Source organism: Mycobacterium sp. WUMAC-067 (assembly GCF_020217485.1).
Taxonomy (GTDB): domain Bacteria; phylum Actinomycetota; class Actinomycetes; order Mycobacteriales; family Mycobacteriaceae; genus Mycobacterium.
Genome location: NZ_JAEKMI010000008.1, coordinates 76,632 through 89,015, shown reverse-complemented (window position 1 = coordinate 89,015; position 12,384 = coordinate 76,632). Strand labels below are relative to the sequence as shown.

The 12,384-nt window shown below is 65.0% G+C and carries 12 protein-coding genes; 5 read left to right on the top strand and 7 right to left on the bottom strand.

The genetic code is table 11. The features are described 5' to 3' along the window. Positions 1-10: 10 nt before the first annotated feature. Positions 11-1,171, top strand: coding sequence for an acyl-CoA dehydrogenase family protein (locus tag JF781_RS08030; protein ID WP_225326963.1), 1,161 nt, complete (start codon positions 11-13; stop codon positions 1,169-1,171). On the opposite strand, the gene JF781_RS08025 is transcribed toward JF781_RS08030, so the two are convergent. After that, positions 1,160-1,957, bottom strand: coding sequence for a TetR/AcrR family transcriptional regulator (locus JF781_RS08025; RefSeq protein WP_225327041.1), 798 nt, complete (start codon positions 1,955-1,957; stop codon positions 1,160-1,162). The genes JF781_RS08030 and JF781_RS08025 overlap by 12 nt on opposite strands. Positions 1,958-2,246: 289 nt before the next feature. On the opposite strand from JF781_RS08025, the gene JF781_RS08020 reads away from it, so the two are divergent. Next, positions 2,247-3,434 carry an amidohydrolase family protein gene (locus JF781_RS08020; protein ID WP_225326964.1) on the top strand — a complete coding sequence of 396 codons (1,188 nt, stop codon included), beginning with the start codon at positions 2,247-2,249 and terminating at the stop codon, positions 3,432-3,434. A 16-nt stretch (positions 3,435-3,450) separates the two neighbouring features. Here JF781_RS08020 and JF781_RS08015 read toward each other — a convergent pair whose 3' ends face one another. Genes JF781_RS08015 through JF781_RS08000 form a run of 4 tightly spaced genes read right to left on the bottom strand, consistent with a single transcriptional unit; the run spans position 3,451 to position 7,424 of the window. Continuing rightward, complete coding sequence (locus tag JF781_RS08015; RefSeq protein ID WP_225326965.1) at positions 3,451-4,278, bottom strand: enoyl-CoA hydratase/isomerase family protein; 828 nt, start codon at positions 4,276-4,278, stop codon at positions 3,451-3,453. A 41-nt stretch (positions 4,279-4,319) separates the two neighbouring features. Next, a complete protein-coding gene (locus JF781_RS08010; RefSeq protein WP_225326966.1) occupies positions 4,320-5,399 on the bottom strand; it encodes a hydroxyacid dehydrogenase in 1,080 nt (359 codons plus the stop codon). Positions 5,400-5,415: 16 nt separating this feature from the next. Beyond that, positions 5,416-6,531 (bottom strand): TauD/TfdA family dioxygenase, encoded by a 1,116-nt coding sequence (locus tag JF781_RS08005; protein ID WP_225326967.1) that lies wholly within the window; start codon positions 6,529-6,531, stop codon positions 5,416-5,418. A gap of 41 nt (positions 6,532-6,572) precedes the next feature. After that, a complete protein-coding gene (locus tag JF781_RS08000; protein WP_225326968.1) occupies positions 6,573-7,424 on the bottom strand; it encodes an HpcH/HpaI aldolase/citrate lyase family protein in 852 nt (283 codons plus the stop codon). A 35-nt stretch (positions 7,425-7,459) separates the two neighbouring features. Here JF781_RS08000 and JF781_RS07995 point away from each other — a divergent pair, with 35 nt between their 5' ends. Both JF781_RS07995 and JF781_RS07990 read left to right on the top strand, forming a co-directional pair. Beyond that, a complete protein-coding gene (locus JF781_RS07995) occupies positions 7,460-8,605 on the top strand; it encodes an acetyl-CoA acetyltransferase (RefSeq protein ID WP_225326969.1) in 1,146 nt (381 codons plus the stop codon). Continuing rightward, the gene (locus tag JF781_RS07990) at positions 8,605-9,009 is read left to right on the top strand and encodes a Zn-ribbon domain-containing OB-fold protein (protein WP_225326970.1); all 405 of its coding nucleotides are present in this window, start codon (positions 8,605-8,607) and stop codon (positions 9,007-9,009) included. Before JF781_RS07995 ends, JF781_RS07990 begins: the two co-directional genes overlap by 1 nt. An 18-nt stretch (positions 9,010-9,027) precedes the next feature. Here JF781_RS07990 and JF781_RS07985 read toward each other — a convergent pair whose 3' ends face one another. Next, on the bottom strand, positions 9,028-10,545 hold the full coding sequence (locus tag JF781_RS07985) for a class I adenylate-forming enzyme family protein (protein ID WP_225327042.1): 1,518 nt from the start codon (positions 10,543-10,545) through the stop codon (positions 9,028-9,030). Between the two features lie 116 nt (positions 10,546-10,661). Between JF781_RS07985 and JF781_RS07980 the strand changes: the two genes are divergently transcribed. Then, a complete protein-coding gene (locus JF781_RS07980; RefSeq protein WP_225326971.1) occupies positions 10,662-11,528 on the top strand; it encodes an SDR family NAD(P)-dependent oxidoreductase in 867 nt (288 codons plus the stop codon). Positions 11,529-11,539: 11 nt separating this feature from the next. Here JF781_RS07980 and JF781_RS07975 read toward each other — a convergent pair whose 3' ends face one another. Then, a complete protein-coding gene (locus tag JF781_RS07975) occupies positions 11,540-12,373 on the bottom strand; it encodes an enoyl-CoA hydratase-related protein (RefSeq protein ID WP_308011534.1) in 834 nt (277 codons plus the stop codon). Positions 12,374-12,384: the final 11 nt, after the last annotated feature.

Here is a 12,384-nt window from a genome sequence, read left to right as displayed (position 1 = left end):
GCGTGCAGACATGCACTTTCAGCTCGATGCAGAGACCGCGACCTACCGCGACGGGATCCGCGCTTACCTTCAGGACGTGTTGTCCCCCGAATTCGAGGAACGCATCTACCGCAGCGGCGTCGCACACGACGACGAGTTCGCCAAAAGCCTCGTCGACAAGGGCTATTTCGCTCCGGCCTGGCCCGTCGAGTTCGGCGGACAGAGCCGCAACGCATGGGACGACCAGGTCGTCAAAGAGGAACTGATGCGTTTTGACGCGCCGGTCTACCTCTCCGAGACAACCAGGATGGTGGCGGCGATCATCCGCGACATCGGCACCCCCTTCCTGAAGGACCGAATCCTGGCCGGTGCGATCAACGGCGAGATCACCATCGCCCTCGGCTTCACCGAGCCGGAATGCGGATCGGATGTCGCGGCGGCCGCCACCCGCGCCGTGCGCGACGGTGACGAGTGGGTGATCAACGGCTCCAAGATGTTCACCACCAACGGTCACCTCGCCGACTTCGTGTTCCTGCTCGCGCGCACCAACCCGGATAGGCCCAAACACCAGGGCCTGACGATGTTTCTGGTGCCGGGCGACGCCGATGGCTTTGCGGCGCAAGCCGTGTGGACCCTTTCCGGGGAACGCACCAACATCACCTTCTACAGCGACGTCCGCATCGGCGACGAGTGGCGCATCGGCGATGTCGATGGTGGCTGGGAGGTGCTCGGCCTGTCCCTGCGGGACGAGCACGCATCCGGTTGGGGCCCGCACCTGATCCGGCTGCTGCACCACGCCGAGCATTGGGCAACCACCAGCCGCTCCGACGATGGCTCACTACCGATCACCGATACCGACGTCCGGCGCCGACTCGCCCGCGTCGCGATGGAGGCCGAGGTGTCAATCCTGTTGCAGCGGCGGTGCGTGTGGATGCTCGAGCAGGGCGACATACCGGTGGCCGAGGGGCCGATGTCCAAGGTGTTCAGCACCGAGGCGCTCGAACGCGCCAGCCAGGACGTCGTTGAACTCGTCGGCGCGGACGGCTTGCGCAGCTACCTCGAACCGACCGCTCCCGAACACGGCAGGTTTGACCACTCACTGCGATTCTCATTGGGCACGACCATCTATGCGGGCACCAGCGAGATCCAGCGCACCATCATCGCCCAGCGCGGGCTCGGCCTACCCCGTTAGTTTCTTCGGCCGTCCGGCCCGACCAGCCGACGCCGCACGCGAGACTGCCTTGCGTGCGGGCTTGGCTTTGACGTCGGAGGCGGGCGGCGTGACGGCCTGTTTGCACCACGCCCACAGTTGGTCCTCCGTCAGCTTGGAACCCTTGCCGCCCAGATGGAAAACCCCAATCTGAGCGAGCGCCGTCAGCGTGGTGTTCAGCAACGTGGTCAGCTGCGCGGGGGTCAGATCCGTGCGTACCAGTCCGGCCCGAGCACACGACGTGAGGATCTTCGTCAGCAGCTTCAGGTGCGGCTCCCACACCTTTGCGAAGTCGTCCGGCCGCTCGATCTCCAGGCTCAGGTTGTAGATCGTCATGACCCGGCCCCCGACGGCTTCCGACGACTCCGCGCGCGACAGGACACCCCGGCAGAAGGCCTCGAGTTGTTCCATCGGACCGTCGGCCGCTGCGACATCGTGGCGAATGTCCTCGGTGAACTGACTCGTGACGTTCTCGTAGAGCGCCAACATGAGTTCTTCTTTACCGGCGAAGTGTTGGTAGAACGCACGCAGGCTCAGATTCGACCTGTCGATGAGGGTCTGGATCGTGAAATCGGCCTTACCCGACTCCTCCACCAATTCGAGCGCGGTGGCCAGGAACCGCGAACTGCGAGCGAGAGCACGCGCTCTGGCAGAACTCAGACGGCGCTCGATCGTGCGTTGCTGCCACGAGCCGTGCAGCTCGACGTTGTTATCGACCAATTCCAAGCCGGTTTCGGGGTCGGGACCGGCGGGCTTCTTCGTAGGCATAATGGGGAAAGAATACGCGCCCGACGCGGAAAACGTGCGATCTACCTGCACGTGCATGTTGATTCTCACTGCGCGCAAGTGGTTGTTGCCGGCGTCAACGCGGGCCGGGAGGGCGGTGCTCACCTCGAACCCGGTGAGACTCCGATGTCACGGTAGGGGCCAACGGCAGTCTGGAGGCGCCCCGCCGCACGGGACACACCCCATGCGGTACCGTGGAAACGGTCATTCTCATTTTTGAATCAATGTGCCGCTCGTTGAAGTCGTGGGCCGCTCTCGAAGGAGTACAGCGTTGAGCGCAGATATCCTCATCGTCTCGCCGGACGACCATCTGGTGGAGCCGGCCGATTTGTGGACAAGTCGGCTGCCCGAGCGTTATCGCGACATCGGTCCGCGGATCGTTCGCACCCGTGGGCGCATGGATCCATCCGTCACGTCCGACGTGGCGTTCGTAGAGGACGACGAGGGCCGCGCCGCGGACATCTGGCACTACGAGGACGCGGTCATCCCGATCCCACTCATCAGCGCGGCCGCCGGCTATGAAATCGACGAACTCACCACCGACCCGATCACCTACGACGAGATGCGTCCCGGCTGCTACCGTCCCGCGGATCGGCTCGCGGACATGGACATTGCCGGCATCGAAGCTTCGGCCTGCTTCCCCAACACCCTCGTACGCTTTTGTGGCCAACGCTTCCTGTACGCCAAGGACAAGGAGCTCGCCAAGCTCTGCGTCGAGGCGTACAACGACTTTCAGATCGACGAGTGGGGCGGCAGCTCGAACGGCCGGCTGATCCCGCTTGGCATCATCCCGCTCTGGGACGTCGAGTTGGCCGCGCAGGAGGTCGAAAGGGTGGCCGCCCGTGGGATGCACGCGGTGTGCTTCTCCGAGCTGCCCTCTCGTCTCGACCTGCCGTCCATTCACAGCGGCTATTGGGACCCATTCTTCGCCGCGTGCGAGCGAAATCAGGTCGGGATCATGCTGCACATCGGGTCGAGTTCGTCGCTGACGAAGTCCTCTCCCGACGCTCCGCATGTCGTGACGAGCGCACTGATGGCCGTCAATTGCACGATCGCCATGGTCGACTGGCTGTTTTCGGGCAAGCTCATGCAGTTCCCCGACCTCAAGCTCGCGTTCGCCGAGGCGCAAGCGGGCTGGATCCCCTACTACCTGCAGCGTGTCGACGAGGTCTGGGAGGACCGGCGCGGGTGGGGCGGCATTCACCCGCTGCTGACCGAACCGCCGAGCAGCCAGGTACCCGGTCGAGTGTGGTTCTCCACCTTCGGCGATCCGGTCGCGTTCCGCATCCTGGATCTGGTCGGGCCGGACCAGCTCATGTTCGAGACCGATTACCCGCACAACGACACGAACTGGCCGCGGAGCCTCGAGGTCGCAAACAAGGCGACGGAGGGCCTGGATGAGGACACCAAACGAAAGGTACTGTCCACCAACGCAAAGAACTTCTTCGGGATGGTATAGCGCGCGGAGTCAAGCCCTACAGGGCCTTCCACCGCGGCTTGCGCTTCTCGAGGAAGGCGCGCGGCCCCTCGATGGCATCCTTGGTCAGTGCCACCTTCATCCGGTAATTCTCGGCAAGCAGTTCTGCCTCGTAGATGGGCATCGTCAGCCCCTTGCGCACGGCCATGCGTGAACCACGCACCGCCAGCGGCGCATTCGAATTCACGACGTCGGCGATCTCCCAGGCGCGCGCTATGAGCTCATCGTGCGCGACCACTTCGGTGAAGACGCCCAAGTCATAAGCGCGCTGCGCGTCGAGCTTCTCGTGCTTGCCCATCAGGATCAGCCGCATCGCCACGGGCAGCGGGAGTATGCGGGCGAGCCTGACCCCCTCGCGCCCGGACGTCACGCCGATGCTGACATGCGGGTCCATCAACGTCGCGCGCTCGGATGCGATGGTGATGTCCGCCGTGGTCACGAGGTCCATTCCCGCACCGCAGGCGATGCCGTTCACCGCGCAGATGATCGGCTTGGTCATTTGGAGCCACGGCGGCGTCGCCTCCTGCGGTGCATCCCACTGCCGCATCGAACTGAGAATGGGCTCGCCCTGATTGTCGATCCCTGCCGCGTTCTCCATGTCGTGGCCGGCGGCTTTATTGACGTCCGCTCCGACGCACAACGCACGGCCGGCGCCCGTGATGATCACGGTCCAGATATCTTGCGAGCGTTCGATTTCCGCATAAGCCACGGCCAGTTCGGCGATCATCTCGTCGTTGATCGCGTTGAGCACCTCAGGACGGTTGAGTGTCACACAGGCGGTATGACCCCTGACCTCGACCTCGATCGTGTCGTAGCGTGTCGCCAAGTCAAGGCCCTTCTCTCGATCTCGTTGGGGAATCGTCGGTTTCACTCGGCAGCCGCGGTGACGCGCGTGGTCGGTTGAACACCGAGGATGTCGTGAAATCGTTCGCAATAGCGCGGCCAGACAGCCGGGTTCAGCAAGCGAGGCGGCATGCGGCCTTCGAAGATCGTCTGCCACTGGGTCGCGGTGGCGACGGCGATATCCCGCGCGGCCTCCACAGTGATGCCCGCGGTGTGCGGCGTGGCAATGACATTGTCGAGCTGCAGCAGCGGGTTGTCCTGCCGGGGCGGCTCCTCGTGGAACACATCGAGGCCCGCCCCTGCGATTCCACCGCTCACGAGCGCGTCGAGCAAGGCCGCCTCGTCATGGACGGGCCCGCGCGCCGTGGTGATGAAGAAGGCGGTCGGCTTCATCGCGGCGAATTGCGTTCTGCCGATGAGACCGTGGGTCTCGCTGGTCAGAGGGCACGTCACCTGCACGAAGTCCGACCGTTCGACGAGTTCGGTGAGCGTCACCCGCTGCACACCGCGAGACCGTGCGGTCATCTCGTCGAGATAGGGATCGAAGGCCAGCACCTCCATGCCGAACGGCGCACACAACTCGACGAGGCGGCTTCCTATGGCACCGAGCCCGATGACACCGAGCGTCTTGCCGAACAGCTGACTGCCACGCAGGGTCAGCCGATCGCGAAGCGGACCGCTTCGTAGTGCCCGGTCGGAGACAGTGATCTTCTTGGCGAGGTCGAGCATGAATCCCAGGGCGTGCTCGGCCACCGCCTCCGCCCCCGGCCCGGAGTTGTTGCACACCGCTATCCCGGCGCGGGTGCACGCATCGACATCGATGACGTCATATCCGGCTCCCGCCGAACAGACGGCCAGCAGCGACGGGCAGCGCGCGATCAATGCCTCACCGGCCAGCCACTGCGCGCCGTCGGCAACGGAAGCAACATCGGTTCGCGTGGCGACTTGGTAGCCGTGCGCGGACTCCAATGCCGCCCAGCCTGATTCGGCGGGCGCAGTCAGATCGAGTTTGACGATGTCGATGCCGGACAGTTCCAGGACGTCCGCTGCGGCGGGGTCAGTCCACCGCTCGACGACCAATCGCGGTCGTGGCGCGCCGGTCATCTCCGTCGTGCGCCTTTCATGGACGTGCCTTGGGTTTGGCCTGGGCCGCCTTGAACATGTCGGCCAACGCCGTGTCGACGTTGCGGTAATCGTTGCGCGCGATCGCGCCGTCGCGCCCGGGCACCACGTCGTATCCGAGCCGCAAATCCTTGTTTTCCATGTGGAAGTACTCACGACCGATAGGCAGCCGACGATCTTCGCGCGGGACCTCCATCCAGGCGCGCAGGAAGCAGCGGGCCTTCTTGGGGTCGTCGCTGCTGACGAAGTCCGATCGGGAGTGGCACATCGCGAAATTGTTGGCCACGGCCGCTTCCCCGGATTCCAAACGGAATTCGACCTGTTGGTCGACGAGTATGGTGCGGAGCAGCTCGACGGCCTCTTCTTGCTCTGGGGTGAATTCGCGCCCAAGCGTCTTCATGGCCGGCAAGATGCTGCTATAGGTGAAGTTGATGCAGATTCGCCCGTTGATCTGGGAGAAGACCGGAACGTTGTAGGGCGTGACATCGGGCTGGTCATCAGGCTGTTCGCTGCGTCGGTGGTGCGGGAAGCCTTCGTAGAGCACGTCGAGCAGGTCGGGGCGTTCGGCCAGGATTCGGTTGTGCGCGGCGGGGCCGCTGGCGAACTGGCTTTCGCCTCCTTGGGCCGCCGGGTAGACGCACAGCAGCGCGAGGATGTCGGCGGCGTCGTTGTGCATCGCGAGTTCGGCGCGGGACTTCGTGCCGCGAGCGGGTTGCACGCCGCCGGGCAGGATCTCTTCCTGAACGCGCACCATGCGGTGACCAAAGGAGTTGTTTGATACGAGATAGCCGAGATGCGTGCAGAACGCCCAGTAGATGCGCTCGAGGTCGTCAATCGAATGCTGCTCGACGGGAAAGCCGCGCACGCAGGCCAGACCCTTACCGAACATCAGGTCCCGGTAGAGCCGTTCCAGATCGTCGTCGAGGTCTGGGTGACGAGCGTCCTCTGGCGTGATGTCGTCGCGGTCCTTATTCGCGGTCTTGGCCAGGATCGATTCCAGCGCAGCCACATTCCGGGCGGACAGGTCGAAGGCGAAGTCTTCCTTACTCGTGAAGTCCGCGCCGGTCCACGCCATCGGGTCGGTGACGCGTTCGGTGTAGATGGCTGTCGGCATCCGGTCCTCCTGTTATGTTGGCATCGCTCGGCTACTCGGTGTCATTCATCACGCTCGTCGCGGTGGCTCTGCAGTCCGCGAAGCGCTTTCGCGCGTGTTGTGGCCGCCTCGGTCATCATCCCGATGTCGGTCCCGGCCGAGATGAATCGCAATCCGAGTCCCACGAATCGATTCAGCAGGTCAACCGACGTTATTCCGGCGATACCGAGCGCCACGCCGTGACTACGACAAGCCGCCGCGACCGATTCTACTGCACTTTGGAAATGATCATTCTCATACTGTCCGTGGATGCCCATTTCGGCGGTCAGATCGCTCGGCCCGATGAGAATCATGTCGACGCCGTCGACGGCGGCGATGGAGTCGGACGCTTCGACAGCTTCCGGGGTCTCGACCATCACGGCCACGACCGTGCGCCGTTCGAGCAGCTCCACCAATTGCGGCGCTGTTCGCGGTGTGTATCCCGTGACCGCGTTGGGACCCGAAATGGACCGGTTGCCGATCGGCGGAAATCGTGCGGCCTGCACGATTCTTTCGGCTTCTTCCTTCGAATTTACGTGTGGCACAATCACTCCCACCGAACCAGCATCCAGCACCCGTGCGATGAGGCTGGGATCGTGGGACGGCACCCGCACCAGGCTCGAGATCCCCGCTCCGAGCGCGCTCGCACAGAGCATCTGGGCAGTATCCAGGGATGTGGACGTGTGCTCGAGGTCGACGTAAACGGCGTCGTATCCACAGGCCGCCGCGATTGCCGGCACATCGGGCGTGCGTGAGTGCAGCAACGCCAGGCACAACACCAGCTCCTGTCCCCGCAGGGCATCGCGCAGCGCCGTCGTCATAGGCTCACGGTAGCGGACCGAGAATAACGTTTCCACATTATCGTCAACGCCCATTATCAGCGACGACGTCGATGTGATAACCATGAGCTATGCGATCGAACCGCGTCGCCATCGTGGGCGCAGCCCTGTCCGACTGCGGCCGAGTTCCCGACAAGACCGCGATGGCTCTGATGGCCCAGTCCTCGCGGCGGGCGGTCGCCGATGCCGGGCTCACGAAGGAGGATGTCGACGGTTTCGGTGGGCACGGAACGTTGCTTCCCCCCGTGGAAGTCAGCGAGTACCTCGGCCTGCGACCCACCTGGGTCGATGCGACCAACGTCGGCGGATCCTCCTGGGAAGTGATGGCCGGCCATGCCGCCGCCGCGATCGCGGCCGGCGAAATCGAGGTCGCTCTGTTGACCTACGGATCGACCGCGCGCTCCGACGTCAAGCGACAGCTGCGCGCGTCGGCTGCCGCGATGGGAACCGGCGGTGCCCTGCAATACGAGGCGCCCTACGGCCCCACGTTGATTGCCAAGTACGCCATGGCGGCTCGACGCCACATGATCGAATTCGGTACCACGGTCGATCAACTGGCCGAAGTCGCCGTCGCGGCCCACGAGTGGGCGGCCATGAACGACAACGCATTTGAACGAGACCGCATCACCGTTGCCGACGTCGCCGCCGCACCCCTGTTGGCCGACCCGTTCACCTCCAAGCATGTGTGCCTGCGCACCGACGGTGGCGGTGCCGTCGTGCTCGCCAGCGAGCGCGTAGCCAAGGATTGCGCGAAGGATCCGGTGTGGATTCTTGGCACGGCCGACGCGACGTCGCATGTCAGCATGGGCCAATGGCCCGATTTCACGACGTCGCCGGCGGCGCGCTCGGGTCCGCAAGCATTCGCGCGGGCGGGTGTCAGCCCGGCCGACATCGATGTGTGCCAGCTCTACGACTCCTTCACGTCCACCGTCCTGCTGACCGTGGAGGACCTCGGCTTCTGCGCCAACGGAGAAGGGGGCCCGTTCATAGAGTCCGGAGCACTTCGCCCGGGCGGGTCGCTGCCGACTAACACCGATGGCGGCGGCCTGGCGTCGTGTCACCCGGGTATGCGAGGAATGTTCCTCATGGTGGAGGCGGTGCGGCAGTTGCGCGGCGAATGCGGAGCGCGTCAGGTCGCCGATGCCAGGCTGGCATGCGTCCACGCGATGGGGGGCTTCTTCACCCACAGCGCCACAATGATTCTCGGGAGGCAGTAATGACGGCTCCTGATCGGCCCACGATCGACGCCGACGGTCAGGCGTGGTGGTCAGCCACGCAGGACCGCCGGCTGTTGGTGAACGCCTGCGGGTCCTGCGGTCAGAAATCGTTATACGCCCGGCCGTTCTGCCCGCATTGTTGGGCTGAGGACGTCGAGTTGGCGCCGGCAACCGGTCGCGCGCGGCTCTACACGTGGAGCGTCATCCACCACAATGCCGCACCTTTCGACGTGCGCACGCCGTACGTGCTGGCGATGGTGGATCTCGAGGAGGGACCGCGGCTGATGACAGTCGTGGAGAATTGCCGCGTCGAAGATCTGCGCGCCGACATGGAATTGGTGATCGCTTTCCGCGACGACGAAGACGGATTCGTCGTCCCCGTCTTCCGTCCTGCTGCGGGCTAGCTTCCGGCGGCGCGATTCTCATCCGGTAGTGGTGAGACGGTCGGCGAGCAGCCGCTTCCGCCCGGCCGACCGCGTGTCGAGCTTGGCGCGGTCGACTTTGCCGTTGGCGTTGAGGGGAAGCGGCTCGTCCCAGAAGACAAGTTCTTCGGGCAGCTTGTATTTCGGCAGGCCTTCCGCGGCGAGAGCCCGGATGATTTCGGCGAGCGAGATCTCGACGCCGGGTTCGAGCACGACTGCCATAGCCAATCGTTCACCGGTGGTGGGGTCGGAAACGGAATAGGCGGCACATTCGCGTATCCCACCTATCCTCGAGACGGCTTCCTCGACTTCGGCGGCCGGGATCTTCAGCCCGTTACGAATCACGATGTCCTTGATCCGGCCGACGATCCGAACCCGACCGTCGGCAACCTCCGCCACGTCGCCGGTGCGGAACCATTCGCCCTCGAACGCGTATTTGTCGTCCTCGGCATCGGTGTAACCGAGAAACGTGTGCGGGCCCTTGATGCAGCACTCGGTGGGATCGGCCTCGGATCCGACGCGCACGTCGACGCCGCCGAGCGCGACCCCGTCGTCGGCATGGCGGATGTCTCGGGGTTCGGTTCGCAGTCCGGACGTGCTGATCGGGGTCTCCGAAGACCCGTAGGCGCGCATGACAACGATGCCGAACTCGTCTTCGATGCGTTCGACGATCCGCCGGTCCAGCATCGTGCCGCCCAGGTACACCGCGCGTAATGGCACAACAGCGTCGCGCGCGACGGCCTGGTCCAGCATCCGGTCCAGCAGCCGGTCCGGGCCCCCGTACCAGGTGGCACCCGAGCTGACCAGGAGGTCGCAGGTCGCCGCCGGGTCCCAGCGATCCTCCAGAATCACTGGCGCCGCCAGCATCGGACCGATGAACAGCGCCTGCAACACCCCGGTGACCGACGCGAGCGGGCTGATCAAGAAGATCCGGTCGTCGGAACCCAGGCCCGCCGCCGCAATGTAATTCGCCGAAGCCTTGGCCAGCGTGCTCAGCGAGTGGATCACGCCCTTGGGCCGCGCGGTTGTGCCCGAGGTGTAAAGCACAAGGCACGGCTCATCGGCTGACCGCACCGACCGCGGCGGCTGGGCGGTGCCCGTTCGGCCACCGTCACCGATCCAATCGCAGTGGCCGGACAGTTCTGCCTCGGTGATCCTCGCCCAGTTCGGCGCTACGCCGAATCGTGCACCGGTGCGTGTGAGGATGTCGGCGATCTGCGTCGCTCCGGCACTACGCGGCACGAGCAGAACCACCGCATCGACCCGTAGCGCCGCGTGAACCGACACCACCGAGTCCACGTCGTTACCGACTACGACGACGACCGCGCCGCCCGGAGCCACGCCGGCATCGATCATCGCTCGAGCGGCCGAATCGATGCGCTTGTCCAGTTCCCCGTAGGTCAGTTCGGCGCCTCGATCCGCGACGGCAAGCCGCGCAGAGTGCCGCGCCGCGGTGGACCGCACCAGGTCAATCGGCTCCGCCGTCCAGTAGCCGGCCTCGCGGTAGCGGTGCCGCATTCCTTCGGCTCTGCGGCGCGCATGTCGTAGCAACTCAGTCGGGCCGGTCATGGGCCTCCTCCGAAGCCTCCGATGCAAATGGTTGTTCTCGATTAGGTAAATGTAACCTCTCACCCATGCATTCAATGTCTTTCGACAACCAGGTCGCCATCGTCACGGGGGCGGGCCGCGGACTGGGCCGCTGTCATGCACTCGAGCTCGCCCGGCGCGGCGCCCGGGTCGTGGTCAACGACCTGGGTAGTTCGGTGGACGGCAGCGGGGCGACGATATCGGCGGCCCAAGCAGTGGTCGACGAGATCACCGCCGCCGGGGGTACCGCGATCGCCAACGGTGACTCGGTGGCCACCGAGGAGGGCGGTGCGGCAATCGTGACCGCCGCGATGGACGCTTTCGGGCAGGTCGATGTGCTGGTGAACAACGCGGGGATTCTGCGCGACGCGGCGTTCAAGAACATGACCGCCGAGCAGGTCGACGCCGTTATTGCCGTGCACCTCTCCGGAGCATTCAACGTCACGCGGGCGGTGTGGCCGGTCATGCGGGCGCAGAATTACGGCAGAATCGTTCAGACGACCTCGGGCACCGGCCTTTTCGGCAATTTCGGTCAGGCCAACTATGGCGCCGCAAAGATGGGGCTGGTCGGCATGATGCACGTTCTCGCCATCGAAGGCGCCCGCAACGGCATCGCCATCAACGCCATCGCCCCCATCGCGCTGACCCGAATGACCGAGGACATCATGGGCGACGCCGGTAAGGCCATGCATCCCGAGCTTGTCACCCCCGTCGTGGTCTATCTGTGCCACCGGTCCTGCGACCGCACCGCGCACATCTACTCAGTTGGCGCCGGGAAAGTGTCGCGGGTATTCATCGGTGTCACCAAGGGAGTCGAGGACACGTCGCTGACGGCGGAGTCGGTGGCATCGTCGATCGACGAGATCGACGACTGCGCAACGTTCACCGTTCGCGGCGGCCCGACTGCACGCTGACCCACGGTAAGTCATCGACCCAGGAACTTGGGATTGCGGCGTTCGGCGAACGACGCGAGACCCTCTTGGAGGTCCGCCGTACCCGACACCACCTCCTGAGCCCACGCCTCCTGCTCGAATGCGCGGTGCCGATCGGACTCCGACGAGACCGACAACAGCCGCTTGGTCAGCGCCAGCATCACCGTCGGCCCCGCGGCCAAGCGCCCCGCGAGCTCCTCGGCGACGGCGTCGGTGTCGTCCGGTGCGGTCACCCGATTGACCAGTCCGAGCCTTTCGCAGGTGGCCGCGTCGACCGGCTCACCGAGCATCAGCAGTTCGGTCGCCTTGCGCAGGCCGACGATCCTCGTCAGGAGGTGGATGGCGCCGGAATCCGGCAGGATTCCGCGATGCACAAACGCCTCGACAAGCTTTGCTTCCGTTGACATCACGACCAGGTCGCACGCCAGAACCAGGCTCGCGCCCGCCCCCGCGGCCGTGCCCTTGACCGCCGCGATCACCGGCTTGTCACAGTCGAGAATGGACGCGACCAGCCGCTGCCAGCCCTGCTGAAGCATCCGCGCGATGTCACCCGGACGCTTTTGCACCGGCTCGACGGCGGCCCCGCCGCGCGCCGGTTGAGGTGCGAGGCCGGCCCCCGCGCAGAAGTGCCGAGTGCCGCTGGCGTTCAACAGCACCGCGCGAACCGCAGGGTTGTCGTTAGCCCGTACGAAGGTTTCGGTTAGTGCGTCACGCGCCAACGGAGACAACGAGTTTCCCGTTTCGGGGCGATCTATGGTCACCCGCGCGACGCCGTCGGCGCCGATCGCACACACGATCCCGGATGCTTCTTCGGCCATCTCGTTCACCCCTGCGTTAA

Excerpts from the sequence above, each read along its gene's own strand:
- JF781_RS08030 (WP_225326963.1), top strand. The coding sequence starts at position 11 with ATGCACTTTCAGCTCGATGCAGAGACCGCGACCTACCGCGACGGGATC.
- JF781_RS08025 (WP_225327041.1), bottom strand. The coding sequence starts at position 1,957 with ATGCCTACGAAGAAGCCCGCCGGTCCCGACCCCGAAACCGGCTTGGAA.
- JF781_RS08010 (WP_225326966.1), bottom strand. The coding sequence starts at position 5,399 with ATGACCGGCGCGCCACGACCGCGATTGGTCGTCGAGCGGTGGACTGAC.
- JF781_RS08005 (WP_225326967.1), bottom strand. The coding sequence starts at position 6,531 with ATGCCGACAGCCATCTACACCGAACGCGTCACCGACCCGATGGCGTGG.
- JF781_RS08000 (WP_225326968.1), bottom strand. The coding sequence starts at position 7,424 with ATGGGCGTTGACGATAATGTGGAAACGTTATTCTCGGTCCGCTACCGT.
- JF781_RS07995 (WP_225326969.1), top strand. The coding sequence starts at position 7,460 with ATGCGATCGAACCGCGTCGCCATCGTGGGCGCAGCCCTGTCCGACTGC.
- JF781_RS07990 (WP_225326970.1), top strand. The coding sequence starts at position 8,605 with ATGACGGCTCCTGATCGGCCCACGATCGACGCCGACGGTCAGGCGTGG.
- JF781_RS07985 (WP_225327042.1), bottom strand. The coding sequence starts at position 10,545 with ATGCGGCACCGCTACCGCGAGGCCGGCTACTGGACGGCGGAGCCGATT.
- JF781_RS07980 (WP_225326971.1), top strand. The coding sequence starts at position 10,662 with ATGCATTCAATGTCTTTCGACAACCAGGTCGCCATCGTCACGGGGGCG.